25 protein-coding genes, 1 tRNA gene and 2 pseudogenes are annotated in these 24,454 nt (G+C 63.0%); 13 read left to right on the forward strand and 15 right to left on the reverse strand.

Translation table 11 applies throughout. The features are described 5' to 3' along the window. Positions 1–205: 205 nt before the first annotated feature. Genes yidC through rpmH form a run of 3 tightly spaced genes read right to left on the reverse strand, consistent with a single transcriptional unit; the run spans position 206 to position 2,543 of the window. Positions 206–2,026, reverse strand: coding sequence for a membrane protein insertase YidC (gene yidC, locus FJ986_RS06090; RefSeq protein WP_140673692.1), 1,821 nt, complete (start codon positions 2,024–2,026; stop codon positions 206–208). Positions 2,027–2,040: 14 nt separating this feature from the next. Continuing rightward, positions 2,041–2,394 carry a ribonuclease P protein component gene (gene rnpA / locus FJ986_RS06095; RefSeq protein ID WP_140673694.1) on the reverse strand — a complete coding sequence of 118 codons (354 nt, stop codon included), beginning with the start codon at positions 2,392–2,394 and terminating at the stop codon, positions 2,041–2,043. A 14-nt stretch (positions 2,395–2,408) separates the two neighbouring features. Further along, a complete protein-coding gene (rpmH, locus tag FJ986_RS06100; protein ID WP_008833937.1) occupies positions 2,409–2,543 on the reverse strand; it encodes a 50S ribosomal protein L34 in 135 nt (44 codons plus the stop codon). A 301-nt stretch (positions 2,544–2,844) separates the two neighbouring features. On the opposite strand from rpmH, the gene FJ986_RS06110 reads away from it, so the two are divergent. Continuing rightward, positions 2,845–4,332 carry a HAMP domain-containing sensor histidine kinase gene (locus FJ986_RS06110; protein ID WP_140673696.1) on the forward strand — a complete coding sequence of 496 codons (1,488 nt, stop codon included), beginning with the start codon at positions 2,845–2,847 and terminating at the stop codon, positions 4,330–4,332. A 225-nt stretch (positions 4,333–4,557) separates the two neighbouring features. Next, a tRNA-Arg gene (locus FJ986_RS06115) sits at positions 4,558–4,634 on the forward strand. A gap of 271 nt (positions 4,635–4,905) precedes the next feature. Here the strand turns inward: FJ986_RS06115 and FJ986_RS06120 are convergent. Continuing rightward, complete coding sequence (locus tag FJ986_RS06120) at positions 4,906–6,489, reverse strand: MDR family MFS transporter (protein ID WP_140673936.1); 1,584 nt, start codon at positions 6,487–6,489, stop codon at positions 4,906–4,908. A gap of 131 nt (positions 6,490–6,620) precedes the next feature. Continuing rightward, entirely contained in the window at positions 6,621–7,775 is a 1,155-nt protein-coding gene (locus tag FJ986_RS06125) for an HlyD family secretion protein (RefSeq protein ID WP_140559077.1), read from the reverse strand. Between the two features lie 121 nt (positions 7,776–7,896). Between FJ986_RS06125 and FJ986_RS06130 the strand changes: the two genes are divergently transcribed. The 4 genes from FJ986_RS06130 to FJ986_RS06145 all read left to right on the forward strand — a co-directional run bounded on the left by FJ986_RS06130 (position 7,897) and on the right by FJ986_RS06145 (position 10,081). After that, complete coding sequence (locus FJ986_RS06130; RefSeq protein WP_140514286.1) at positions 7,897–8,808, forward strand: LysR family transcriptional regulator; 912 nt, start codon at positions 7,897–7,899, stop codon at positions 8,806–8,808. A gap of 299 nt (positions 8,809–9,107) precedes the next feature. Continuing rightward, positions 9,108–9,347, forward strand: a complete 240-nt coding sequence (locus FJ986_RS06135; protein ID WP_140559078.1) for a hypothetical protein — start codon at positions 9,108–9,110, stop codon at positions 9,345–9,347. 94 nt (positions 9,348–9,441) lie between these two features. Next, positions 9,442–9,714 (forward strand): DUF1127 domain-containing protein, encoded by a 273-nt coding sequence (locus tag FJ986_RS06140; protein ID WP_246675483.1) that lies wholly within the window; start codon positions 9,442–9,444, stop codon positions 9,712–9,714. 73 nt (positions 9,715–9,787) lie between these two features. Next, positions 9,788–10,081, forward strand: a complete 294-nt coding sequence (locus FJ986_RS06145; protein ID WP_140547678.1) for a muconolactone Delta-isomerase family protein — start codon at positions 9,788–9,790, stop codon at positions 10,079–10,081. 65 nt (positions 10,082–10,146) lie between these two features. Here the strand turns inward: FJ986_RS06145 and FJ986_RS06150 are convergent, their stop codons facing one another. From FJ986_RS06150 to FJ986_RS06190, 9 genes and pseudogenes are all read right to left on the reverse strand, one after another. Then, positions 10,147–10,800, reverse strand: a complete 654-nt coding sequence (locus tag FJ986_RS06150; protein ID WP_140559079.1) for a hypothetical protein — start codon at positions 10,798–10,800, stop codon at positions 10,147–10,149. Positions 10,801–10,938: 138 nt separating this feature from the next. Continuing rightward, positions 10,939–11,313: an avidin/streptavidin family protein gene (locus FJ986_RS06155; RefSeq protein ID WP_140514279.1), complete on the reverse strand. Its 375-nt coding sequence runs from the start codon at positions 11,311–11,313 to the stop codon at positions 10,939–10,941. A 154-nt stretch (positions 11,314–11,467) separates the two neighbouring features. Beyond that, the gene (locus FJ986_RS06160) at positions 11,468–13,381 is read right to left on the reverse strand and encodes a DUF4396 domain-containing protein (protein ID WP_140559080.1); all 1,914 of its coding nucleotides are present in this window, start codon (positions 13,379–13,381) and stop codon (positions 11,468–11,470) included. Between the two features lie 237 nt (positions 13,382–13,618). Continuing rightward, on the reverse strand, positions 13,619–14,209 hold the full coding sequence (locus FJ986_RS06165) for a DUF308 domain-containing protein (protein ID WP_140559081.1): 591 nt from the start codon (positions 14,207–14,209) through the stop codon (positions 13,619–13,621). Between the two features lie 311 nt (positions 14,210–14,520). Next, a complete protein-coding gene (locus FJ986_RS06170) occupies positions 14,521–15,144 on the reverse strand; it encodes a hypothetical protein (protein WP_140559082.1) in 624 nt (207 codons plus the stop codon). Positions 15,145–15,238: 94 nt separating this feature from the next. Then, positions 15,239–15,820, reverse strand: a complete 582-nt coding sequence (locus tag FJ986_RS06175; protein ID WP_140559083.1) for a TetR/AcrR family transcriptional regulator — start codon at positions 15,818–15,820, stop codon at positions 15,239–15,241. 161 nt (positions 15,821–15,981) lie between these two features. Next, complete coding sequence (gene arsB, locus FJ986_RS06180) at positions 15,982–17,046, reverse strand: ACR3 family arsenite efflux transporter (RefSeq protein WP_181176916.1); 1,065 nt, start codon at positions 17,044–17,046, stop codon at positions 15,982–15,984. A 65-nt stretch (positions 17,047–17,111) separates the two neighbouring features. Next, positions 17,112–17,189, reverse strand: a pseudogene (locus FJ986_RS06185) (arsenate reductase ArsC); the annotation flags it as partial. Positions 17,190–17,204: 15 nt separating this feature from the next. Beyond that, positions 17,205–17,537 carry a metalloregulator ArsR/SmtB family transcription factor gene (locus FJ986_RS06190; protein WP_140554651.1) on the reverse strand — a complete coding sequence of 111 codons (333 nt, stop codon included), beginning with the start codon at positions 17,535–17,537 and terminating at the stop codon, positions 17,205–17,207. A 281-nt stretch (positions 17,538–17,818) separates the two neighbouring features. Here FJ986_RS06190 and FJ986_RS06195 point away from each other — a divergent pair, with 281 nt between their 5' ends. Further along, complete coding sequence (locus tag FJ986_RS06195; protein WP_140491520.1) at positions 17,819–18,796, forward strand: alpha/beta hydrolase; 978 nt, start codon at positions 17,819–17,821, stop codon at positions 18,794–18,796. A 27-nt stretch (positions 18,797–18,823) separates the two neighbouring features. Further along, positions 18,824–19,255, forward strand: a complete 432-nt coding sequence (locus FJ986_RS06200) for a nuclear transport factor 2 family protein (protein WP_140491522.1) — start codon at positions 18,824–18,826, stop codon at positions 19,253–19,255. A 61-nt stretch (positions 19,256–19,316) separates the two neighbouring features. Here the strand turns inward: FJ986_RS06200 and FJ986_RS06205 are convergent, their stop codons facing one another. Further along, on the reverse strand, positions 19,317–20,210 hold the full coding sequence (locus tag FJ986_RS06205; RefSeq protein ID WP_140491524.1) for a LysR family transcriptional regulator: 894 nt from the start codon (positions 20,208–20,210) through the stop codon (positions 19,317–19,319). 167 nt (positions 20,211–20,377) lie between these two features. Between FJ986_RS06205 and FJ986_RS06210 the strand changes: the two genes are divergently transcribed. The 5 genes and pseudogenes from FJ986_RS06210 to FJ986_RS06230 all read left to right on the forward strand — a co-directional run. Further along, complete coding sequence (locus FJ986_RS06210) at positions 20,378–21,568, forward strand: MFS transporter (protein ID WP_140559085.1); 1,191 nt, start codon at positions 20,378–20,380, stop codon at positions 21,566–21,568. A gap of 113 nt (positions 21,569–21,681) precedes the next feature. Continuing rightward, positions 21,682–22,032, forward strand: a complete 351-nt coding sequence (locus tag FJ986_RS06215) for a cyclophilin-like fold protein (RefSeq protein ID WP_318013179.1) — start codon at positions 21,682–21,684, stop codon at positions 22,030–22,032. Between the two features lie 16 nt (positions 22,033–22,048). Further along, the gene (locus FJ986_RS06220) at positions 22,049–23,065 is read left to right on the forward strand and encodes a zinc-dependent alcohol dehydrogenase family protein (protein ID WP_140673700.1); all 1,017 of its coding nucleotides are present in this window, start codon (positions 22,049–22,051) and stop codon (positions 23,063–23,065) included. Positions 23,066–23,121: 56 nt separating this feature from the next. After that, positions 23,122–23,568, forward strand: coding sequence for a cupin domain-containing protein (locus tag FJ986_RS06225; RefSeq protein ID WP_140673702.1), 447 nt, complete (start codon positions 23,122–23,124; stop codon positions 23,566–23,568). Positions 23,569–23,631: 63 nt separating this feature from the next. Next, positions 23,632–24,336 (forward strand): annotated as a pseudogene (locus tag FJ986_RS06230) (carboxymuconolactone decarboxylase family protein); the annotation flags it as partial. Between the last annotated feature and the right edge of the window lie 118 nt (positions 24,337–24,454).

A 24,454-nucleotide genomic window follows, 5' to 3' on the forward strand; every position in this document is an offset into this window, starting at 1 on the left:
GCGCACACCTCGTCAAAGTAGCGTAATCCGCCGTATAGCACCAATCGCCCCGGGAGCGAGTCTTCGATGGTGGACAAGCGCATTTGCCGGATCGGACGGTGCCGCGCGTTTGCAGTTTCGCCCATCGCGGGCGGACGTGGACCGATGCCGGCGCACAAGAAAAAACCCGGACGAGCCGGGTTTTTTGAATCGTGAGCCGGCGCCTCTATTCCGCTGGCGACGGTTTCTTGCGGAACAGCGCTAGCAGATTGTCCCACAGTTCGATCTTGGCGCCCTGGCGCTTCATGATCACGCCTTGCTGGAGGATCGACAGCGTGTTGTTCCAGGCCCAGTAGATGACCAGGCCTGCCGGGAACCCAGCCATCATGAAGGTGAAGATGACGGGCATCCAGGTGAAGATGGCTGCCTGCGTCGGATCCGGCGGCGTCGGGTTCATGCGCATCTGCAGGAACATGGTGACGCCCATGATCAGCGGCCAGACGCCGATCATCAGCATGTGGGGAAGCGTGATCGGGATCAGCCCGAACAGGTTGAAGATCGAGGTCGGATCGGGCGCGGCCAGATCCTGGATCCAGCCGAAGAACGGCGCATGGCGCATCTCGATGGTGATGTAGAGCACCTTGTAGAGCGAGAAGAAGACCGGGATCTGCAGCGCCACCGGCCAGCAGCCGGCGAGCGGATTGATCTTCTCGGTCTTGTACAGCTCCATCATCGCCTGCTGCTGCTTCATCTTGTCGTCCGCGTATTTCTCGCGGATCTCGAGCATCTTGGGCTGCACCTTCTTCATGTTCGCCATTGACGCGTAAGACTTGTTGGCGAGCGGGAAGAAGATGGCCTTGACGATGACGGTGGTGGCGAGGATCGCCAGGCCGAAATTGCCGAGGAATTTGTAGAGCGTGTCGATAAGCCAGAACATCGGCTTGGTGATGAAGTGGAACCAGCCCCAGTCGATCAGCAGGTCGAACCGCTTGATATGGCGGTCTTCGGCATAGGCATTGATCTTGGCGACTTCCTTGGCGCCGGCGAAGACCTCGGTCTCGACGGTTGCCGACTGGCCGGCCTCGACATTGATCGGGTCGGTGAGGAAGTCGGACTGGTAGCGGTGGCGGCCGTCCACGAAATAGCCGAAGCGCGGCTGAAACGGCTGCTTCTCGCTCGGAACCACCGTCACCGCCCAATATTTGTCGGTAATGCCAAGCCAGCCGTCCGTCGACTTGCCCGGCTTGACTTCCTTGTCCTTCTCGATGGACGCGTATTTGTGTTCCTGGAGGCCTTCCGCACCGGTGAAGCCGATCAGGCCTTCATGCAGCACGTAGGTGCTGGCGACTGCCGGCTTGTCGTAGCGCGTGACGCGGCCGTAATTCGACAGCGTAACCGGGGCCGAACCCGAATTGCGCACCTCGTCGGAAACGGTGAACATGTAGTCGCTGTCCACAGAGAAGGTGCGCTTGAAGGTCAGCCCCTTGTCACTGGTGTAAGTCAGCGTCACCGGCGTCGACGGGGTCAGCGTCGGATTGCCTTCGACGTTCCACACCGTATCCGCGCCCGGTACCGTACCCGTCTTGTCGTTGCCGACGAAGCCGATCTCGGCGAAGTAGCCGCTGGGCAACTCCGAAGGGTTGAGCAGTTCGATCTCGGGCGAATTCTTGTCGACGGTTTCGGTGTAGTGCTTGAGCTTGAGGTCGTCGAGACGGGCGCCGGTCAGGTTGATCGAGCCTTCGAGGCTCGGCGTATCGATCTTGACGCGCTTCGAAGCCGCCAGCGCCTGGTCGCGGCTGGCCGCGGTGACGGTGTCTCCGCCGGGCGCGTTGAGGATGGCACCGGGAGCGGTGCCGGCCGGTGCCGGCGTTGCCGCGCCCGGATTGGCTGTCTCTGCCGCCTTCTTCTGCTCTTCCACGCGCTGCTGCTCGACGCGCGCCGCCTCGCGCTGCTGTTCGACGCGCGGGTTCATGTAGAAGACCTGCCACAGGGTCAGGATCAGCACCGACAGCGCGATGGTGATGAAGAAGTTTCGGTTGTTTTCCATCGAGAGCCCTTGGCCTATCGTGTTCCGCGAAGTCGGCGGGAGAGTTCGACCTTCAACTGGCCGAACGGGGCGCGGAGCGCATCATCGCGCCCGACGATGACATAATCATTGCCGGGCATCATGTCATCGGCCGCATGGGTGCGCACGGCCTCTTTCAGCCGCCGCCTGACGCGGTTGCGCACGACCGCGTTGCCGACCTTCTTGGTGACGGTGTAGCCGACGCGCGGCGCGCCGCCGTCGCCGCGGTCGAGGACCTCGACGAGGAAAAGCCGCCCGCGACGTTTTTCACCACGGCGGACGGCCAGGAATTCCGCGCGTTTCAGAAGCCGCTTGGGATTTTGTCCCACTGGCTTGCCGGTTGCGGGCAACGATCTTGTCTCGCTCAGGCGCTGAGCCGCTTGCGGCCGCGGTTGCGGCGAGCTGCGACGACGCCGCGACCACCCTTGGTGGCCATGCGGGCACGGAAACCGTGCCGGCGTTTGCGGACGAGTTTGGACGGTTGGTAGGTACGCTTCATTTGTTTTAATACCGCGGGGTGCGGCCCTTCTTGATTCTGTCACTCTGTAACAGGAGCTTTGCCGGGCCGGCTTTGGCGCGATCGAAACCGCGCCGGGACGAATGGCCCGAGCGTGAGCGGGCTTATAGAAAGAAGGGTTTTGGAAGTCAATCCGGTGCCGGGCCGGTGCCGGGCCGGTGTCGCCGGGCCCGGGATGCGCACTTTCGGCGGCAATTATATCTCTCCGACCAAGGGGGAAATTGGCAAAAAAGCCGCAATCGCCTAATCTGGGCTGATCAAGCGATTGTGAAGACAGGACCGCATGAGCGAAACCACGCACGCCGAGGAAGGGACAGGACCAGCGCCAGCCGCCGTCCGCAGCGTACCCTTGTCGCGCGGCCTGTCGACAAAACTGCTGCTGTTGACCATCGTTTTCGTGCTTTTGGCCGAGGTGCTCATCTTCCTGCCCTGGATCGCCAGCTACCGGCTGGCCTGGCTCAAGGAGCGGCTGAGTACCGCCGCTGCCGTATCGATCGTGCTGGTGCAGGGCGAACCGACCTCGCTGTCGCGCACGGCGCAGAACGACGTGCTTATGGCGATCGGCGCCAAGGCGATCGCGGTGCGCGACGGCGGCGTGTCGCGGCTGCTTGTGGTGGCCGATATGCCGCCGCAGGTCGACGAGCACATCGACCTCGCCAGCGTCGGCATGGTCAAGGGCATGACCGGCGCGCTCGACACGCTGTTTTTCGGCGGCAACCGGATGCTGCGCGTCTTCGGGCCGGTCGGCGACAGCGACAAGGAGTTCGAGCTGATCATGCCGGACTACAGCCTGCGCAAGGCGATGCTTATCTATTCGCGCAACGTCGCCTTCGTCTCGCTGCTGATCTCGCTGTTCACGGCCATGCTGGTCTATGCCGCGATCGACCTGATCATGATCGGACCGATCCGCAACATGACGCGCTCCATGCTGTCCTTCTCGCAGGCCCCCGACGACCCCAGCCGGATCATTCATCCCGCCGCTCGCGCCGATGAGATCGGGGTGGCCGAGCGCGAGCTGTCGCAGATGCAGGAGCGGCTGCAGAAGATGCTGACCGAGCAGAAGCACCTGGCCGACCTCGGCCTCGCCGTGTCGAAGATCAACCACGACATGCGCAACATCCTGGCCTCGGCGCAGCTAATTTCGGACCGCCTGCGCCAGGTCAAGGATCCGACCGTGCAGGCCTTCGCGCCGAAGCTCCTGCGTGCGCTCGACCGTGCGGTCTCCTACTCGGAAGGCGTGCTTCATTACGGCCGCACGCAGGAGCCGCCGCCTTCGCGCCGGCGCGTGCGGCTGCGCCAGCTGGTCGAGGACGTGCACGGCCTGCTCGACATCGAGGAAGGCATCGAGTTCATCAACGCGGTCGAAAAGGCGTTCGAGGTGGACGCCGATTCCGACCAGTTGTTCCGCGTGCTCACCAATCTGTGCCGCAACGCCGTGCAGGCGATGGCGGCGGACATGGAGAGCGCCGTGGTGCGCCGGCTGGCGGTTTCGGCCGAGCGCATGGGCAGCGTCAGCCGCATCGTCGTGACCGACACCGGTCCCGGCCTGCCGCCGAAGGCACGCGAGAACCTGTTCGCGGCGTTCCGCGGGTCTGCGCGCAGCGGCGGCACCGGGCTTGGTCTGGCGATCGCGCATGAACTGATCCGCGCGCATGGCGGCACGGTGGAGCTGGTCGAATCGATCGGCGGGCGCACCACCTTCGCCGTCACCATTCCCGACCAACCGGTGCGGCTCGACCAGGCCCGCAACGGGCTGCGCCGCCCGGCCTGACAGGCTTGGGCGCTGTTTCGCCCGCAAACCGGTCCGGCCCCCTTCGCCCTGAATGCCGCTTCGAACAACCCGATTTCCGGCCGGATCCAGCGGATGACGCATCGACGACAAAACTTTTGCCGGATCGGCTTGCTTTTCGCGAATTCAGTCGCTAGGGAACTGCACACATTCGCGGCCGGTCCTCGAGGATCGGATCGCGGGGTCATGGAAAGCATGACCTGATGCGCGCCCGTAGCTCAGCTGGATAGAGCACCAGACTACGAATCTGGGGGTCAGGAGTTCGAATCTCTTCGGGCGCGCCATTTAATCCTATTGAAATCAATAGACTTCCAGGCGTTTCCAGCGCGACGCCACTGGCTCGATTTTCGGAATTCAGCCGGTTTTGGCAAGACGGCGGCAGCCGGTGCCAAAATCGCACTATGGGCTGAAGTGCCCTACTTGGAACGGCACAGTCTCTGCCAAACATTCGAAATTTGCTGAGTCTCCTGGCGGTGCACCGTGACAGACTCACATTCCGGGGCCGCGCAGGCGTAGTCGGGATTTGAAATCATTATGGTTCTCCTTTCCGATGGTTCAGTGCGCGCCACCTGCCTCGACATGGCCCGGGTTGCGCAACAGCAGCGTGGCGAAGAACGCGACGACAAGGGCTGCTCCGAGCAGATAGAACGCGTCGCTGAAAGCCATGATGAAAGCCTGCTTGCGCACCATCTGTCCGATGGCGATGACGGCCTTGTGCATCGCGGCTGCGCGATCGCCGGCGCCATGCGCCAGGAAGTACCGGGTCAGATGCTCGATGCGCGCGCGAGTGCTCTCTTCGAACAGCGACACCGACCGCACCAGCACGTTGGAGTGGAACTGCTCGCGCTTGGTCAGAAAAGTCTGCAGCATGGCGATACCGACGGCGCCGCCGAGATTGCGGATCATGTTGAACAGTGCGGAGGCGGAGCCGGCGTTCTCCTGCTCGATGCCGGCCGTAGCGACCGCAGCCAGGGGTACCATGACCAGGGCCTGACCGACGGCACGGACGACATTCGGCCAAAAGAACTGCTCCGACGCGTAGGTCGCCGTCATTTCGATGTTCATAAAATTGCTCGCCGCGAACAGCGCAAAGCCGAAGGCGACGATAATGCGCATGTCGAAACGCTTCATCAACTGCGGCACCAGCGGGATCAGCACCAGTTGCGGCAGGCCTGTCCAGGCCAGCACCATGCCGATCTGCTGGGCGTTGTAGCCCTGGATGCGCGCGAGATAGACGGGCAGGATGAACACCGCCCCGTAGAGCGCAATTCCGAGCAGGAAGCTGGCCAGGATGGAGAAACCGAAATTCCAGCGGGCGAACAGTCTGAGGTTAAGCAAGGGCCTTTCGCTTCTCAACTCGATCCACAGGAAAAGCGAGAGGCTGACGAGGGCGGTCAAGGACAGCCGCACGATGAACGGCGAGCCGAACCAATCGTCCTTGTTGCCCTCCTCGAGCACAGTCTGCAAGGAGCCGAGCCCGATCGCCATGGTGATGATCCCGGCCCAGTCGCCCTGGCGCAGCAGCGAGAGCTGCATCGGCGCCCTTTCGAGCGACATCCACAGCATGCCGACCATCAGCGCGCCGGGGACCAAGTTGACATAGAAGATGAACTGCCAACCCCAGTTCTCGGTGAGATAGCCACCGATTGTCGGCCCGATGGCTGGTGCGAAGGTCGCCGACAGCGCGAACAGGGCGAATCCGATCGGCTGCTTCGCCTTCGGCAGGAGGGTTATGGTGATGGTGAAGGCGACCGGAATCAGCACGCCGCCGCAAAAGCCCTGCAAAGCACGCAGAACAATCATCTGCTGAAGGTTTTGCGCGAAGGCGCAGGCAACCGAGAAGGCGAGAAACAGGATTGCATTGGCCAGAAGATAGACGCGGATGGAAAAGACCCGCGACAGCCAGCCGGTGAGCGGAATGACGACGATCTCGGCCACCAGGTAGGCGGTCGATATCCAGCCGCCGTCATCGATGCCCGCGCCGATGGCGCCCTGAATGTCGGCTAGCGATGCGTTGACGATCTGGATGTTGAGGACCGCCATGAAGGCGCCGAGCGTCGAGCCAATGACGGCGATCCAGGTCTTGAGCGGGGCGGAAGAGGCATCGGTCGGCGCCAGGCTCGATGCTTTGGCTGCCATCGGCGCAGGCGTGGGGTTGGCGGTGAAGATCGCGGGCACGGCTGAATTCCTTGTTTGACGAAGCGCGCGTGAGACACTGGCGTGGCGGCCACCATGCGAGGTCTCGGAGAACCTCGCGCAGCCGCTACGAGTTACCAGCCGGCGATGATTCGGCGGCCGCTGTCCGGTTCACCCCGTTCGGCCAGGATGGTTGCCTTCGTGTCGATCGTCGGTTCCGCCGACATGCCGGCGCGCAGCTTGCCGGCGAGCCTGCCGTCGTTGATCGCGATCTTCACCGGGATGCGCTGCACGATCTTGGTGAAATTGCCGGTGGCGTTATCCGGGGGCAGCAGCGCGAACTCGAGACCGCTGGCCGGCGACACACTGTCGACACGGCCCTTGAGTGCCACGCCGGGAAAGCCGTCGACGGCGATCTCGACCGGCTGTCCGCTCTGCACATGAGTGAGCTGTGTTTCCTTGAAATTGGCCACGACATAGACCGCATTCAGCGGCACCACCGCCATGAGCAGCGTGCCGGCCTGCACATACTGGCCGACGCGAAGCGAACGGGCCCCGACAGTGCCGTCGACGGGCGCTGTGATCGTGGTGTAGGAGAGATTGAGTTCCGCCTGACGCAGGGCGGCCTGGCTGCTGTCGCGCTCGGCCTCCGCCTTGCCGCGCTCAGTCGTGAGCACGTCGATTGCTTTGCGGGCAGCAACCAGTGCGGCGCGATCCCTCTGCAGTTGGGCTTCGTTTTCGCCAAGGGACGCCGCGGCCTGCTGGGCGCGTTGGCTGGTGCCGTAGCCGCTTTTCAGCAGGGTTTTATAGCGGTCACCCTCCTGCTGCGCGAATTTGAGCTTCGCCTCGGTTGCGGCGACGTTGGCCTTTTGCTGTTCGACCACCGAATGCTGCAGGCCGATCTGGGCGTCGAGGTTATGCAGCGTCGCTTCGGCTGCTTCGACATTGGCTTGCGCTTGGTCTAGCGCGGTCCTGAAATCGCGATCGTCGATGCGGGCCAGAACCTGGCCCGCCTTGACGGGAGTGTTGTCCTCGACCAGCACCTCGGCGATGTGGCCCGAGATCTTCGGCGCGACAGTCGTATAGTCGGCCTTGACATAGGCATCGTCGGTCGATTGCAGATACTGCCCGACCGTCCAATAGTCATAGCCGTAGAGCGCAGCCGCGGTCAGGCCGGCCACCAGGCCCAACCCGACAACGGTGCGCTTGATCATCGTCTTGCGGGACCGCCGCGCGGGTTTTACCTCAACCGGGTATTCCAAGGTGGCGGGGTTGACGCTTACGGTCATCGTAATCTCCTCTCACGGTCGGGCCGAGTGGCCGATTGGTGCAAGGACGATGCAACGGCAATCTTGATGTGATAATCGAGGAAAGAACGGAAGGATCATCCATTAAGAGCGGATAATCGAAATGGACAGGCTCACGAGCTTGACGGTGTTTGGCCGCGTTGTGGAATGCGGGGGCTTTTCCGCGGCAGCCCGACGCCTCAACATGTCGACGACGATGGTCAGCAACCACGTCCAGGCGCTGGAGGACAGGCTCGGCGTCCGGCTTCTCAACCGCACCACCCGCAAGGTGAGCCTGACCGAGATCGGCCAGGCTTACTACCAGCGTTCCTCGCAGATCCTCGCCGATCTGGAGGAGGCGGACCGCGTCGCGGGAGCACTTCAGGCGACGCCGCAAGGCACGCTTCGCCTTCATTCCAGCATGAGCGTCATCCGTTTTCTGGCGCCGATCGTTTCCGAATTCGTCAACCTTTATCCGGCTGTTTCGGTCGATCTCACCGTCGGCGAAAGAATGGTCGACATGGTGGAGGAGGGCTTCGACCTTGACGTGCGTTCGCTGCCGCTTCCCGATTCAAGCCTGATCGTCCGGCGGCTGACCTCATGGCGCAACATCGTCTGCGGTTCGCCCGGCTATTTCGAACGCCATGGAACACCGCGTCGGCCCGATGACCTCGCACGCCACAATTGCATGCGCCATGCGTCATATCCTTTCGGTAACGAGTGGCGTTTCGAGGACCCCGACGGCGAGCCCGTTTCCGTCCGCGTCGATGGCAACTTATTGACCAACAGCCAGGAGACGCTCAGACGCCTTGCTCTCGACGGCCGCGGTCTGTTCATACCGCCGCCCTTCCTCGTGGCCGACGACCTGAGCGCCGGGCGCCTTGTCCGGGTGCTGGAGGAATATTCAGGAGTCGAGTTCGCGATCAACGCGTTCTATCCGCATCGTCACCATGTCTCGGCCAAGGTGAGGACTTTCATCGATCTGTTGGCCGAGCGCTTTGCCGAACACCGCAGGTGGATGGAATTGAAGTACTGAACGACGGTTACACCGTCCGCCGCCGGAAAGTCGGCGGGCTGATGTGCCTTCTGATCTCTGGCCGGCCACATGCCGGCAAGGGCCGGAGCGATTGCCAGCACCGACATGGCAAAACCCTCGATCCGGGAGGGCCAGCGCTGAGGCCGCGCGCCCGCTCATGATCCTATTATCCGCTCTTGGCGGATGATCCTTTCCAATATTCGAAGATTATCATGAGTGGGTCCAAGATGCATCTTCTTGGCGAACGGGCAAGGACCTGTTCTTGAACCAAGTCCAGAACTCAACCTTAGGAGATTTCCATGAAAAAGATCGCTCTTGCCGCCGCCGCGTTCCTGGCCATCACTGACGCCGCACTCGCCGAGAACCCGAAGGTCGGCGGCTCCGACATCAATGCGATTGCCCGGGAACAGCTCGACAGCACCCACACGTCCTCGATCGCGCATAGTGCAGTCTACGAACTGCTCAATGCGGGCTCGAACGCGGCCATCGCGCGGGATCCGGCGGTCGAGCATCGCCGGGACCTTTTCGGCAACCGTTAGACACCGGCTCCGGCCGCCGAACCCCCAAAGCAGCGAGCTCATTCGCCGCCTTCGCCTCGGGGTTCGACCGGTCGCGAAAAAAAGGAGAAATGCGATGGACGCAGTCGTCAACGGCGCCGCCGTGGAGCGGGCCGAAACAAGGAGTGCACCGCAGCGGCGTGGAGTCGAGGCTCTACAGATTCTGATGGCGCGCGTCGCGGCGATCTTGGTCTGGGTCGAAGCCGGTATGGAAAGGCGCCGGAGCCGCCGCATGCTGATGGAACTCACGGACTCGCAATTGCAAGACATCGGTCTTTCTCGCGCCGACGTTGCCGGCCGAGACTGGAAAACCGATCCTTTCCGCCCTGTTCCAGCCGATGGTCGCTAAATAACCATGACAGGCATCAAGCACCCACCGGGACAAACCGGAAAGCCTTACCTTCATCAACAGGAGAAAGAACATGCAGTTCATGGTCTTGACACGTCGGCGGACGGAAAGCTTCAACGACGCGGACTACACGCCCGAGAGACTGGAAGCCGAAGCCGAAGGCGTTCGCCGACTTTTCATGGCGAGCACCGTGCGACAAATCTGGAACCGCGGCGACATGGGCGGCGCTTGTCTTCTCATGGAGGCCGAAACGGAGGAAGAGGTTCGCTCGGTGCTCAATGCCCTTCCGCTGTTCAAAAGCGGCATGCAGGAAACGGCCTCCATTGTTCCGCTACGGCCATATAGAGGCTTTGGGCCGCGGCAATAGAAGATGTCACAAGGCATGCATGGTATATGGGACCTCGGCCAAGCGATCCCTGGCTCCGCAGAGCTTCATTCCCCGCGCGTGCCTGGGAAAAGAACCGTCAGTCTTTGCTCGGCCGCCGTCCAAGCCCGCAGGTGGTAGCTGCGCAGCACGAACACGCTTGCAGCGAAGGCAAGCATCCCGGCTGCCACACCGAGAGCCATTCCGGCGCCGGCTGCCGCTGTGGCGGCTATGCCCGTAAAGACACCTGCGATGGCGCTGCTGATCACGCTCACCATTCCGGCCGTGGTCATGAAATACTGCAACGGCGATGGGCTGAGCCCCTTGTCCACGAGCACCGCCGAGCGATCGTCATGCGTGGAATGAACGAGGTAGCTTTGCATGGCGGGCGCGACTTCGACGTAGTAGTGCCGGATCCGCGCCATTCCACGGGCGTGCACCATGTCCTCGATGGCGACCTGCACGGCGCGGACGAAGGTGACCAGGCCGATGAAGAAAACGCAGGGCAGCAAGATCAGGCTGAACAGCACGAACGGCGTACCCATTTTCGTGACCTGCGCCACGAATGACAGAGCGATCGCCGCGCTTGAGACCGATGTGAGGAACAGATTGGCGCGCTGATTCGCCTCCTGAATGGTGGCCGCGCGGGCGGTCTGCAGCACGAAATGCTCGGTTGTCATGCATTGCAGGACTACCCGCGCGTCGTTGCCTTCTTCCGCCATCCCATCCGTCCTCCGGTCGGCTCGACCACAGCGCCGCCGAAATCGCTCAGGATCGGCAGGCCGCCTTCAGTCGCGCATATGCGGGCCTGGCGGCCTTCCGTAGCCGCCGATGGAGCCACGCCGGCCCGAGAGGCTGGGTCATTCCACGCGCTCGAACACATCCAGGCTGGTCCCGAAGGCGCGCCATGCCCCAACTCTGACCATCCTGGCAGGCGCCCCTTCCGCCGATGCGGTAAGGGTCTGCCCTGCAACGGTATGCCAAAGCATCTCGAGCTTACTTTCCCGCAGAATACCGGTGTAGCTCACGGCCGCAGGCCCGGCCTTGCCCTGTCCCGCAGCCGTGAAGCCGATTACGTCGCCGCAAGCAGCGCCATGGATCGGAAGTTCCTGACCAAAGAAACTGCTGTCTTCCAACGCCGTCCTGAACGTGCCGCGGATGACGCCTTCCGCATCGTCCTCGATGATGACGGTCGAGCCGTATTGGTTTCGCCAAGTCCCGATCCAATCTGGCATGGTGCACTCCACGAGCGGTTCGGGATCAACGTGCAGGGCCCGCCCGTGTTCCGAGGCTGCCTGCGCCGCTCGGCGTCGAGGCCAACCTCTGGGCAGCCGTCGCCGGGCCGAGTGCGGCGCTGATGCCGCAACAGCGCCAATTCCGGCGCCCGCGTCAGCTGACGTCGATGACGACCATCAGCCCGCCGCCGCCCTTTTGCTCGACATTGTTGTTCGTCGTGTGGTGCGGAATGTGGCAGTGGATGAGCCATTTGCCGGGTCGCCGCGCCGTCCAGACGACATCATAGCGCTGGCCCGGACCGACATTGATGGTGTCGGCGAGGAAGCGGGCCGAAGGGGGAATGGTCTCGCCGTCGCGCGCGACGACCTCGAATGGTCCGCCATGAATGTGCATCGGATGGATGAAGCCGTTGTTGGTGCCGATGAAGCGAACCTTCAGGGTCTCGCCGACCTTCATGCGGATCGTCTCGGTGGAGGGATAGGCCTTGCCGTTGATGGTGAAGAAGTTCGGCATGCCGCCGTCCATCGGCATCGAGGGATAGGTCAGCCCCTCTCGCACCAGCCATTCCTGCAACTCGATGACGTAGTCATGGTCGGCGGCGACCTCATCGGCGGGGTTGGCGGGATCGATGATCAGGGCGCCATAGAGGCCGAGTGCCTGGGTGCGGTCGGGCTTGGCGTGCGGATGGTAGAAATAGGTGCCGTGCTGGGTGGCCGTGAATTCGTAAGAATAGGTCTGCCCCGGCTCGATCGGGGCCTGCGTGATCTCGGCCGGCCCGTCCATCTGGTTGGGCAGGATCAGGCCATGCCAGTGCACGGTCGTTTCCTCAGGCAGATCGTTTGTCACGTTGACCCTGATGCGGTCACCCTGCCGGATGTGGATGCGCGGGCCGGGAATCTGGCCGTTATAGGCATAGGCATCGACCGCGACGTCCGGCAGGATCTGCCAGCGGATCACCGAGGGCCTCAGCTCGAACACCTTCACGCCGTTCTCCATTCGGAACGGCAGATCCTGGTCGCCCTTGGTGGCGAGGTCGTATGAAGCGGTGACGAGGCGCGGATCGGCCGCCGCCATGTCGCGCATGGCGTCGGCCGGGGTGTCGCGGTCCATGATCATGCCCTGCGGCATGATCACCCCGCCGACGTCGCGGGCCGAAAGCCTGAGGTTCAGCCAGTTCGCCGGAGCGGCCATGCCAACACCAAGCGCAATCAGCGACACCACGCCGAGCGCGGCGATCTGCGGCGTGGTCGCGTCCGACCGCGTCTGATGGCCGCCCTTGCTTTTGTGGGAACCCGTGTCGTGGCCATGCTCGCGATGACCATGGCCACCGGCCTGCCGCATTTGCGTCTGCGCATGCTGCCTTCTGGCAGCGGGCTCCTGGTTGTCTTTCCCGGCCTCCGGCGGGCGCTCGGTCATCAGGCCGTGCTTCAACTCGCGCGCAACCAGCCAGACATTGGCGGGGTAGGCAAGCGCGAAACCGGCGATGACGCCGAGCGACATCACGCCCCAGAACAGCAGCTCGGTCGGCTCCATGGCGCGCATGTCGCGGCCCATCATCAGGAAGCTCATGACCGGCGCCATGCCGGCCATCATGAAGTTCATCGAAATGAACTCGGGCAGGAAGCTCTTGCGCACGTTTTCCCAATAGCTGCCGCCCATCATCGATTTCATGAACAGCGACTGGAAGATGAAAAGGCCGAACGCGAAGCCGGCGAGATATTCGACGATGAGATCGAGCCACATCGGCAGGCCGAGCGTGGCGGTGACGACCGCGGCAAGGATGATGCCCGTCGCATCGCCGGCGACACAGTGGATGGTCGAGCCGACGCCCTGCTTCCAGAGCGGACTGGTGAAGGCTTCATGCTCGCCCGGGCGCGGCTCCTTGTCGGCGAGCACGTAAAGCAGCAGCCCGAGCGGGCCCATATAGAGCGTCACCAGGATGAAGCCCCATTTCATCACCACCGGCTCAGGATTGTTGCGGTACTGGTCAACGCCGACATAGAGCGTCGAGGCCAGGGCGAGCACGAACCAGGCGACCAGAAAATAGTCGATCGGTTGGATAAGCATGGATTCGGCCTCTTGCGCCGTCAGATAAAACGGCAGGTTGTGCCCTCCTGCGGATGAACGCGGCCGTGGCCGATACGATCCCGTCTGTTCCTCTCATACGCCGACTGCTCGATCCCGCCGACTTCGAGCCGAGTTGTACTGACCTGACCGGCCCCGATGCGCTGCGGTTCATCTGCTGATCAGGACAACCGTCGATCGCCGGCCACGATCGGATACGCCGTAGGCCGACAATGTGGATCATGCCTGTACGGATGCCACTTTCCGGCGCCGCGAATGCGAGACGGTGAGCCAAAGGGCTGACACGAGGAAATAGAAGGCGCCGAAGCCAGCGTAGCCTGCGATGTTGGCGATCGAGGGCGCTGCGGACATCTGCGCTTGCGCGATGAAGAATGCGCCGGCGACAGCCGATTGGCCTCCGCTCAAGATCATGGCCCATTGGCCTCCGGCGGTTTTCCAGCGCCGGATTGCGGTTCCAAGCTGCAGCAGACCGGAGAAGATTGCCCACACGCCGAAAACGCCGAGAACCCAATTCATGTTCATCGCCAGCGCCATGATGACTGCAAGGGCGACCACCGAACTGATTGCAACGTTGAACGCTTGCGTACGATTGACGGCAAGCCCGCCGTTGCGGGAAGCATCGACATAATTGGCGGCTGCATCCCAGGCAGGATAGGCAACAAGCAAGACAGCCGCGATGGACGCCGACTGCCGGCCGACCGTCAAAGCGGCCACGACCCAGACGACGGAAAAGGCCGCACGGGCGAGGTAATACAGCTTGAGCCACTTGTCCTGGTCATTTGAAACAACTTCACCGCGATCGCGTCTCATTGGATATCCTTCGGGTATGGTTCAATGTGTGTCTGATGATCTCGGCCACCACAGGTGGCCGAGGCGCTTGTCAAAGAGGGCTGTTTCACCCTCGTAGCCTTCATTTATCCGCCAATTTCGCCCGAGAGCCGGCGCCGAGGTTCAGGCCACAGCCGTCGGCGAATGCGCCGCTTCCGGTGCATGGGAAATGCTGCCGGCGTTTCGGACGAGCGGTAGGCCTTCACTGTCGCGTTCGTCCGCGCCGAACCGCTCAGCGTATCTTTCGCCACCGCCGTGATGGCCGACAGCCTGCGAACGAGCGGCGACCTGGCTCACATGGGTGGGACCACGCCATTTTTGCCAACGACGACCTGATGACCGATCGTTTCGCTTGCGGCCTTCTCGCCTGCTATGAAGACGACGGCACCCGGGACCAGATCATCCTGAGTTGCCGGAGCGAGGGTCACGACGGGGGTGCCATCCGGGATCGCGATCTTCTTTTCCTTGCCTTGGTAGGACACGGTCACGGTGCGCCCGTCGACGTCCTTGACGGCATCGGCGACTGTTGCGTTGGTCATGCTGCTGTCAGGCCTCAGATCCCACCCGTAGTTTCCCTCACCTGCGCCTTTCAGCGCGGGCGGGAAGATCAGGACTTCCAGCGCGCCGTCACCGCCCTTGTCCTTCGGCAGCGAGGCAATTCCGACGAAGTCGCCTGGCTTGATATCGGCCACCTTCGCAGCAGCGACGGCGGATATCTTCCAGCCATCAGCCAGGACAACGTCAACAGTCTCGCCTTCCCGCGTGGTGACCTTCAGCGTCGAAGCGCTGAAGGTCACCACGCTGCCCCTGATGTGGATCTGCTCGGCCTCCCGGCTTTGAGCCTGAGCGGGCGCCGTGATGGCGAAGGTCGCCGGGATACCGACGACCAAGAGAGCCGAGAGGAGTTTGTGAAACATGGGGAATTCCTTACCTACTAGTTGGTAGTTTACTGCGGCGCATTTGTGGATCTCTTGTCGGGGCGACCTGTCGCTTAGCCGCCCGGCACTGATATCATTCGGGCTTCAGCCTCCGCAGGGTCGGGTCGAGAATTGTAGCGAAGACGCCAGGCTTTCCGTATGCCCGAGCCGATAGCATCGCGCCATGAACGGTGGCCATGAGCGCCTCTGCCTCCACCCGCGCCGGACCAGAGATTTTCAGGGAGCCTTGCTGTTCGCCGCGTTCGATGACCGACGTCAGCCACGCCGAGAGAAACTGAAAATACGCCCGTACCTCCGAGACGACCTCGTTCGGAAGCGCTGGAAGTTCGCTTGCCAGCAGCGCACATACGCAGAACGGGATGCTTGCATCCTCGATGCATCTGGCCCAATAACCCGCGTAGGCCTGAACGAGTTCGAGCGGTTCAGGCACGCTGCGCTCGAGATCGGCCATGCCGGCTTCGGCGTTCTCGCGGTAACGCGACACAAGCGTACGCACCAGATCGACCTTGCTGGGGAAGTGGTGGTGGATGCTGGCCTTGCGTATGCCGACCACGGCCGCGATGTCTGCGTAGCTGAATCCATTATAACCGCCGGCGATGATCAGCTTTTGTGCGGAGGCCAAAATCTCGTCAGATGTCGTTGAAAAGTTGCTCATGCACCCTGTCTACCTTCTAGTAGGCAGACTGTCAAGCGGACGGATACCCGCGCAATTAACGGGAGTGCGTCGCGCGGCCATCCCGAGCTTTTCCTGCAAAGCAGTCCACCAGCAGGCTGCCCGGCCGGCTGAGGATCAACGGCTATTTCGCAATTTTTCGATCAGGGTCGAGCATTAATGTTTTCGGCAACACGGGACACTGCCCGGCCGCCCTCGTACCAGTCTTTGGAGCGGTTCACGATCCAGACCACGGTGAGCATGACCGGCACTTCGATCAGCACGCCGACGACGGTGGCGAGCGCCGCCCCCGACTGAAAGCCGAACAGGCTGATGGCGGCGGCGACCGCCAGTTCGAAGAAATTCGAAGCGCCGATCAGGGCCGAGGGGCCGGCGACGCAATGCTGTTCGCCCGAGACACGGTTGAGTAGGTAAGCGAGCCCTGAATTGAAATAGACCTGGATCAGGATCGGCACGGCCAGCAGCGCGATGATCAGCGGCTGCGCCAGGATCTGCACGCCCTGAAATCCGAACAGCAGCACGAGCGTGGCAAGCAGGGCTATGAGCGAGAGCGGCTGAAGCCGCTCGAGAAATCGCTTCAAGGCGGCTTCGCGGCCCGCGGCGAGCAGCCGCCGACGCAGGAATTGGGCGCCGATGACCGGCACGACGATGTAGAGCGCGACGGAGAGGACGAGGGTATTCCAGGGTACGGTGATGGCCGAGAGGCCGAGCAGCAAGCCGACGATCGGCGCGAAGGCGAAGATCATGATGGTGTCGTTAAGTGCGACCTGGCTCAGCGTGAAATGCGGTTCGCCTTTCGTCAGGTTCGACCACACGAAGACCATCGCCGTGCAGGGCGCGGCCGCCAAGATGATAAGGCCGGCGATATAGCTGTCGATCTGGTCGGCCGGCAGATAAGGCCGAAAGAGATACCCTATGAACAGCCAGCCGAGCGCCGCCATCGAGAACGGCTTCACCGCCCAATTGACGAACAGTGTCACACCGATTCCGCGCCAATGCTCCTTCACATGGCCGAGCGCGGCGAAGTCGATCTTGACCAGCATCGGCACGATCATCAGCCAGATCAGTGCCGCGACCGGCAGGTTGACCTTGGCAATCTCGGCCTCGCCGACGGCGTGGAAGACGCCTAGCATGAGACGGCCGAGCGCGATGCCGGCGAGGATGCACAGCGCCACCCACACGGTCAGGTATTTCTCGACGAAACCAATGCCGCCGCCCGCGCTCAAAGCGTGATCGTTCATGATACTTTCCTTGCTCAGCCGGCTTTCGGAAGGTTGAGTATCGCCTCGGCGATGATCGACCTTGCCGAATTGCCCGTGCAGAGGAAAAGAACGTTGTATGGCTCGCTCATGGCGGATGCCTCCTTCTAACACTTGCAGGTGACCGCCTGGATCACGGGCCGACAGAGTTCCGGCGCGCCATTGCAGCAGTCTTCCATGAGATAGGCGAGCAGATCGCGGAATCCGGTCATGTCGGCAACATAGCGGATTGTGCGACCATCGCGCTCGGCGCGGACGAGGCCGGCATGGTCAAGAACCTTGAGGTGCGCCGACATCGTGTTCTGCACGATGTCGAGGCGATAAGCGACCTCGCCGGCGGGGGTCCCCCCGGCGCCCGCCTGGACAAGCAGGCGAAAGACCTCGAGCCTTGTATCCTGGCCGAGTGCCGCCAAAGCGAGGAGAGCTGATTTTTTATCCACGTATCTATAAATCCAGAACTAAGGCTTCGTAGGGCCGACATATGACAGCCGGATGACAATAGGCAAGCGCGCTCATCGCGTTTGAAGCTGGGGCAGAAGTTCGGGAACCGCAAAGCGGGCGCCGACCAAATCTCGGATATTCATTGCCGCGATCATTCCTGAGACCGGCGACAAAAGATGCGTGACTTTCGAGACAGGCATTCGGTTCGCTCAACCCACTCGTTGCGGCGTCCGCCGCCAGCCGTTAAACAGAGACTGACACACGAGCGTGAGAAGCAGCCGTGAGCGAGCCGACGCAGCGAATGGTCGAGACCAACGGCATCCGCCTCAACGTCGCGGAGCAGGGCGATGGCCCTTTGGTGCTCTTGTGCCACGGCTTTCCCGAATCCTGGTATTCGTGGCGCCATCAATTGAGTGCGCTCGCGGCGGCGGGCTTTCACGCCGTCGCCCCCGACATGCGGGGCTATGGCAGGAGCGATCGGCCGGAGGCGGTCGAACAGTATACGCTCTTCCATCTGGTCGGCGACATGGTGGGCCTTCTCGACGCCCTCGAAGCGCCGACCGCCATCATCGCCGGCCACGACTGGGGCGCCGTCGTCGCCTGGCACGCGGCGCTGATGCGCCCGGACCGATTCCAAGCCGTCATCGGCCTCAGCGTGCCGTTCCGGCCGCGGGCCAAGGTGCGCCCAACCAGCGTGATGCCGCGAACGACGGACTCGCAATTCTACCAGCTCTATTTCCAGCAACCCGGCATTGCAGAAGCCGAGCTGGAGCGGGACCCCCGGACCACGGTGCGGGCCATGCTTTACGCCGCATCGGGGGATGCCTCGGGCACGAGCGCGGGTGGAATCGGCATGGTTCCACATGATGGAGGTTTCCTGCAAGCCGTCGAGGCACCGCCGGGCCTACCGCCCTGGCTCAGCCAAGGCGACCTCGATTTCTACGCCGGCGAGTTCCAGCGCACCGGTTTCGCGGGAGGTCTCAACTGGTACCGCAACATCGACCGGAACTGGGAGCTGATGGCGCCCTTTGCCGGCGCGCGGATCAAGGTCCCCGCCCTCTATATAGCAGGCGACCGCGATCTGGTTGTCGCCTTCCCCGGAATGGATCAGCTGCTGGCCAATCTCGGAAATTTCGTCCCGCAACTCCGCGACAAGTTGATGCTGCCCGGCTGCGGGCACTGGACCCAGCAGGAACGCCCGGACGAGGTCAACGCCGCGATGATCCATTTCCTCCGGAGCGTGCGGGAACAGCGCTGATCCGAGGACACGACCGGAGCGGAAATCATGGAGATGAGCGTAAAGAGATTTTTTGAACGCTATCAGCGGTTTTTCAAGGAGTCGCTTGGCGGCGGCATGGATATGGATGAGGCCGCGTCGCTCTACACGTCGGAGTTCATAGCCGCCTCGCCTGCCGGCGTCGTGACCGGAAAGAACGACGATCAACTCAAGCAAGTCATGGCTCAGGGCTATGCCCACTACCGGGCAATCGGAACGAAAGAGATGCGGATACGCGACATCGGCATCTCGCCGATCGACGAGCATCATTGCGTTGCCCATGTTGCGTGGACCGCGACCTATGCCCGCAAGGGTCAAGCGGACGTCGAGATAGATTTCGACGTTCACTACCTTGTCCGGAAACTCGACGGCGAGCCGAAGATATTCGGATGGGTGTCGGGCGATGAGCAGGCGCTGCTGAAGAAGCACGGCATCATCTGAGGTCCGCCGCTCCCATTCCCGGTTGTGCTCAGCCCCGTCCTCGGCTTCTGTGTGGTGGCCATCATTGGCTGTGTTTTCGAAGCGCGTCGACAATGACCTTGAAGGCCGGCGAGTTCTGGCGACTGCTTGGATAGTATAGGTAATAGCCGGCGAATTTCGGCGACCAATCGTCGAGCACGAGTTGCAGCCGGCCGGCGGCAACATGCGCCGTGACCAGATCCTCGGGCACATAGGCAAGCCCGTAGCCGGCAATGGCGGCGTCGACCATCGGCAGGGTCGAGTTGAACACGAGCTGGCCATCGACGCGCACGCGCAGAGCCTGGCCGGCCTTCTGGAATTCCCAGGCATAGAGGCCACCGGCGCTGGTCATGCGCAGGTTAATGCAATTGTGGCCGATCAGGTCCTGCGGCGCCTTCGGCACACCACGTCCGGCGATGTAGGCCGGCGACCCCACGGCAACAAGCCGCCAGTCCGGCCCGATGCGCACGGCGATCATGTCCTTCTCCACGCTTTCGCCAAGCCGCACGCCAGCATCGAAACCATCCTCGACAATGTTGCGCAATCCGTTGTCCCGGCTGAATTCGAGCTTGATGTCAGGATAGTCGGCAAGGACGGGCCGCAGTTTCGGCCAGACCAGCTGCTCGAGGGCGTGATCGGAGACGGTGATGCGCACGGTCCCCGAGGGTTTGTCGCGATAGGCCGTCAGCGCCGCGATGTCGGTTTCGATATCGACGATGCGCGGCGCAAGGGATTGACGCAACCGCTCCCCCGCCTCGGTCGTCGAGACACTGCGCGTCGTTCGCGCCAGCAGCCGCAGGCCCATGCGGGTTTCGAGCCGCTTGATGGTGTGGCTAAGGGTCGATTGGGTAATACCGATCTTGGCGGCGGCCTTGGTGAAACTGCGCTCCTCGGCCACCATAAGAAACCACAGAAGATCGTTGAAGTTTTCGCGCATGGCCTTCTGCCCCGCTGAATACGGCCCGGCGTTATTTATGGCCTACATCGATAAGTTCAAGCGAATTTCAGCGCCTAATCATTCCAATAGTCCAGCGCTATCTCCTGTCGCGAACACGCCGCCGATGCGTTTTCCGGCGGCCGGCTTTTTGTGCGTGGTGACGGCTGATGGAAACGACTTACGACGACAGGCTGGTGAAGCCTCGGGCAGCATGGGGTGCGGTGTTCTCGATGACGCTTTGCGTCGCCGTCCTCATCGCTTCCGAGTTCATGCCGGTCAGCTTGCTGACGCCGATCGGCGACGGGCTCGGCATCACCGAAGGCCGGGCGGGACAGGCGATCTCGGTCTCCGGCATCTTCGCGGTCGTCACCAGCCTTTTCATCACCGGCCTGACGCGGCATATCGACCGCAAGCTGGTGCTGACGTCGTTCTCGCTGCTGCTCGCCGTGTCCGGCCTGGTGGTGACCTTTGCGCCCAACTATGCCGTGCTGATGATCGGCCGCGCCTTGCTCGGCATTGCCATCGGCGGTTTCTGGTCGATGTCCACCGCGATCGTGATGCGCCTCGTGCCGGAGGACTCCGTGCCCGAGGGCCTGGCGATGATCAACGCCGGCAACGCCGTCGCGGCAACCATATCGGCGCCGCTCGGAAGCCTGCTCGGCGATTATGTCGGCTGGCGCGGCGCGTTCTTCCTCGTGGTGCCGCTGGCCCTCTTTGCCCTTGTCTGGCAAAGCCTCAGCCTGCCTGCGCTGCCGCCACGCGGCCGCAAGGCGTCGGGCAATGTCCTCCGGCTACTGCTGCGCCGTCAGGTCGCGCTCGGCATGGCCTCGATCCTGTTGCTCTTCATGGGCCAGTTCGCGCTCTTCACCTATCTCAGGCCTTTCCTGGAAACCGTGACCGGTGTCGGCGTTTCGGCGCTCTCGGCGATCCTGCTCGTGATGGGACTTGCAGGCGTCGCCGGCACCTGGACCATAGGCCGGCTGCTCAAGACGCGGCTCTACAGCATCGTCATCATCATTCCGCTGGCCATGGCGCTGTTGGCGGTCGCATTGATCATGCTTGGATCGATGCCGGTAGCCGTCACCGCGCTGCTCGTCGGCTGGGGCTTTTTCGGAACTGCGGCGCCGGTCGGCTGGGGCACCTGGCTGAGCCGCGCGCTACGCGACGATGCCGAAGCCGGCGGCGGCTTGCAGGTCGCCGTCATCCAGTTCGCCATCACGCTCGGCGCGGCGGGCGGCGGCCTGCTGCTGGACACGCTCGGCTGGCGAAGCCCCTTCGCACTCGGTGCGGTGCTGCTTGTGGGATCCGCGCTGGCCGCGGCGGCAGCCGCCCATGATCATGGCAAGGGCGCGCCATGACACGCAGCCACATGACGCGCCGCACCGCGGTTGCCGCCGCACTGGCAGCCGCGTTCGCGCCCTCCGCCGCACCAAGCCAAGCCCGCGGAACGGACGGACAGGAGAAACCGTTGATGAGGATTGCTATTGAAGTGGACGCAATGCGCCTGACGGCATCCCTGTTCGACAATCCGAGCGCGCAGGATTTCGCCGCGATGCTGCCGCTCGACCTGACACTGGAAGACTACGCATCCGTCGAGAAGATCGGCTACCTGCCGCGCAAATTGCGGATCGAGGGCAGCGGCCCGTTCGACAATGAGGCCATCGGCGACATCGCCTACTACGCGCCCTGGGGCAATCTCATCTTCTTTTATGGCCCCTACCGGTATTCGCGCGGCCTGATCCGGCTCGGCCGGCTCGACAGCGGTATCGCACCGCTGCTGCGCGGCGGACGCTTCAACATACGCATAGAACGCCTGACATAGGCTCAAGGAGAAAACCATGCTCGGAACAGTTCTCTACGGTGCCGGCGACATCCGCTGCGAGGAAGTGGCGGAGCCCGAAATCCTTCATCCCACCGACGCCATCCTCAAGCTCTCGGCCACCTGCATCTGCGGCTCCGACCTGTGGCCCTATCGCGGGCTCCAGCCGCTGAACGAACCGATGCATATGGGCCACGAATATTGCGGCGTGGTGGTGGAAGTGGGCAGCGCGGTGAGAACGGTGAAGCCCGGCCAGTTCGTCGTCGGCTCGTTCTGCACCTCCGACAACACCTGCCCGCATTGCCGCTTCGGCTTCCCCTCGTCCTGCGAGCAGCGCGAGTTCATGAGCCGGGCGCAGGCGCCGATGCTGCGCGTGCCCCTTGCCGACGGCACGCTGGTCGCCACCCCCGGCATGCCCGAGGACGATCTGATCCCGAGCCTGCTGGCGGCATCGGATGTGCTTGGCACCGGCTGGTATGCCGCCGACGCCGCGCACGTCGAGCCCGGCGCGACCGCGGTCGTCGTGGGTGACGGCGCGGTCGGGCTGATGGGCGTGCTTGCGGCCAAGCAGATGGGCGCTGAGCGCATCATCGCCATGAGCCGCCACAAGACGCGCCAGGATCTCGCGCTCGAATTCGGCGCCACCGATATCATTTCGGAGCGCGGCGATGACGGCGTGGCGCGGATCAAGGATCTGACCCGCGGCGTCGGCGCGGAATCCGTGCTGGAATGCGTCGGCACGCAGGAATCCATGATGCAGGCGATCAACTGTGCCCGCCCCGGCGGCTCGATCGGCTTCGTCGGCGTGCCGCATGGCGTCCAGCTCGACGGCCAGGGCCTCTTCTTCGCCCAGAAGAGCCTGCTCGGCGGCCCCGCGCCCGTGCGCCGTTTTCTTCCGCATCTGATGGATCTGGTGCTGGAGCGCAAGATCAATCCCGGCAAGGTCTTCGACCTGACCCTGCCGCTGGCCGATGTCGCCGAGGGCTATCGCGCCATGGATGAGAGGCGGGCGATCAAGACGCTGCTTCGTCTGTAAGCGCCGCACTGCGTTCAGCCCACAAATGCAGGGGAGCAAACCTTAAGGAGACCAAAATGAAGAAAATCCTGACAGCAGCGGCGGGAATCATGCCCGTGCAAGCGCAGGGCATCGAAATCCGGACAAACGGCAGCACGCCGGCGATGATCGGAGCGGCAGAAAACTTTACCGGGCAAGCGGTCATCACTGCGCTGTTTCCCGCCACCGAGATAACGCGCGCAAGCACAGGGCTGGTGAACTTTGCTCCCGGAGCGCGCACCGTCTGGCACACTCATCCTGCCGGTCAGTTGCTGATCGTCACATCAGGCCAAGGCTGGATTCGCGAAGACGGCAAGGAGGCCCTCGTCATCAATCCAGGCGACGTCGTCTGGATTCCCGCCGGGGTGAAGCACTGGCATGGCGCGACCGCCACCAGCCCGATGGCCCACATCGCGTTGAGCTACATGCATGACGGCAAGAATGTCGACTGGCTGGAGCCTGTCTCCGACGAGCAATACCGCTGACCGTACGCAGGAACGAAAGGCATCATCATGAAACCTTCAACCATTCTCGCACTCGCTTTGTCGATGGGGGCTGCCGACGCTGCGGCGCAGACGGGGTCGCAGACCGGCAGCCTGCCTCCAGAGGATTTGCAGGCCGTCTCGCCCGCCCTTGCGCGCTATGCGACGGACAAGCTTGCCAATGACGTTTGGAAGCGCCCCGGCCTGTCGCGGCGCGATCGCAGCATCGTCACCATCGCGGCGGTGGTCACCCGGAACCAGGGCATACTCCTGCCGGAGCAGTTGAGCCTCGCCCTCGACAGTGGCGTGAAGCCGGCCGAGATCTCGGAGATGATCACGCATCTTGCCTTCTATGCCGGGTGGGGCAACGCGATGGCAGCCACGGCGATCGTCAAAGCGGTGTTCGAGGCACGCGGCATCGGGCCGGACCAGCTCCCCAAGGCTGTCGTCGATTTGCTGCCGCTCGACGAAAAGGCGGAGGCCGATCGTGCCGCACGGGTCGAGCAAGGCACGGGACCGGCGTCGCCGGGCCTGGTGCGCGACACGACGGAAGTGCTGTTTCGCGACCTGTGGCTGCGTCCCGACCTCGCGCCGCGCGACCGCAGCCTGGTGACGGTCAGCGCACTGGTCGCCGCCGGGCAGGTGGAGCAGATTCCCTACCATCTCAACAGGGCCATGGATAATGGACTGACGCGCGCCGAGGCCTCGGAGGTGATCAGTCATCTCGCCTATTACGCGGGATGGCCAAACGCTTTCTCGGCAGCCCCGGTCGCACGCTCCGTATTCGAGAAGCGCTCCGCCGACTGTCCGTTTTCGGCCGTGACGGCTTCTCCGTTCGAGCAGCGCGAAGTAGCAATGCGGCGAGCATCTGGAGAACTGCCCAGGGCAA

Source organism: Mesorhizobium sp. B1-1-1 (genome assembly GCF_006442955.1).
In the GTDB taxonomy this organism is placed as follows: domain Bacteria; phylum Pseudomonadota; class Alphaproteobacteria; order Rhizobiales; family Rhizobiaceae; genus Mesorhizobium.

Coding starts and splice junctions, on each gene's coding strand:
- FJ986_RS06125 (WP_140559077.1), bottom strand. CDS start 7,775: ATGACCGTAAGCGTCAACCCCGCCACCTTGGAATACCCGGTTGAGGTA.
- yidC (WP_140673692.1), bottom strand. CDS start 2,026: ATGGAAAACAACCGAAACTTCTTCATCACCATCGCGCTGTCGGTGCTG.
- FJ986_RS06205 (WP_140491524.1), bottom strand. CDS start 20,210: ATGCGCGAAAACTTCAACGATCTTCTGTGGTTTCTTATGGTGGCCGAG.
- FJ986_RS06210 (WP_140559085.1), top strand. CDS start 20,378: ATGGAAACGACTTACGACGACAGGCTGGTGAAGCCTCGGGCAGCATGG.
- FJ986_RS06160 (WP_140559080.1), bottom strand. CDS start 13,381: ATGCTTATCCAACCGATCGACTATTTTCTGGTCGCCTGGTTCGTGCTC.
- FJ986_RS06110 (WP_140673696.1), top strand. CDS start 2,845: ATGAGCGAAACCACGCACGCCGAGGAAGGGACAGGACCAGCGCCAGCC.
- FJ986_RS06155 (WP_140514279.1), bottom strand. CDS start 11,313: ATGCCAGATTGGATCGGGACTTGGCGAAACCAATACGGCTCGACCGTC.
- FJ986_RS06225 (WP_140673702.1), top strand. CDS start 23,122: ATGAAGAAAATCCTGACAGCAGCGGCGGGAATCATGCCCGTGCAAGCG.
- FJ986_RS06215 (WP_318013179.1), top strand. CDS start 21,682: ATGAGGATTGCTATTGAAGTGGACGCAATGCGCCTGACGGCATCCCTG.
- FJ986_RS06175 (WP_140559083.1), bottom strand. CDS start 15,820: ATGAGCAACTTTTCAACGACATCTGACGAGATTTTGGCCTCCGCACAA.
- FJ986_RS06200 (WP_140491522.1), top strand. CDS start 18,824: ATGGAGATGAGCGTAAAGAGATTTTTTGAACGCTATCAGCGGTTTTTC.
- FJ986_RS06130 (WP_140514286.1), top strand. CDS start 7,897: ATGGACAGGCTCACGAGCTTGACGGTGTTTGGCCGCGTTGTGGAATGC.
- FJ986_RS06145 (WP_140547678.1), top strand. CDS start 9,788: ATGCAGTTCATGGTCTTGACACGTCGGCGGACGGAAAGCTTCAACGAC.
- FJ986_RS06170 (WP_140559082.1), bottom strand. CDS start 15,144: ATGTTTCACAAACTCCTCTCGGCTCTCTTGGTCGTCGGTATCCCGGCG.
- FJ986_RS06165 (WP_140559081.1), bottom strand. CDS start 14,209: ATGAGACGCGATCGCGGTGAAGTTGTTTCAAATGACCAGGACAAGTGG.
- FJ986_RS06140 (WP_246675483.1), top strand. CDS start 9,442: ATGGACGCAGTCGTCAACGGCGCCGCCGTGGAGCGGGCCGAAACAAGG.
- FJ986_RS06135 (WP_140559078.1), top strand. CDS start 9,108: ATGAAAAAGATCGCTCTTGCCGCCGCCGCGTTCCTGGCCATCACTGAC.
- FJ986_RS06150 (WP_140559079.1), bottom strand. CDS start 10,800: ATGGCGGAAGAAGGCAACGACGCGCGGGTAGTCCTGCAATGCATGACA.
- FJ986_RS06120 (WP_140673936.1), bottom strand. CDS start 6,489: ATGGCAGCCAAAGCATCGAGCCTGGCGCCGACCGATGCCTCTTCCGCC.
- FJ986_RS06220 (WP_140673700.1), top strand. CDS start 22,049: ATGCTCGGAACAGTTCTCTACGGTGCCGGCGACATCCGCTGCGAGGAA.
- rpmH (WP_008833937.1), bottom strand. CDS start 2,543: ATGAAGCGTACCTACCAACCGTCCAAACTCGTCCGCAAACGCCGGCAC.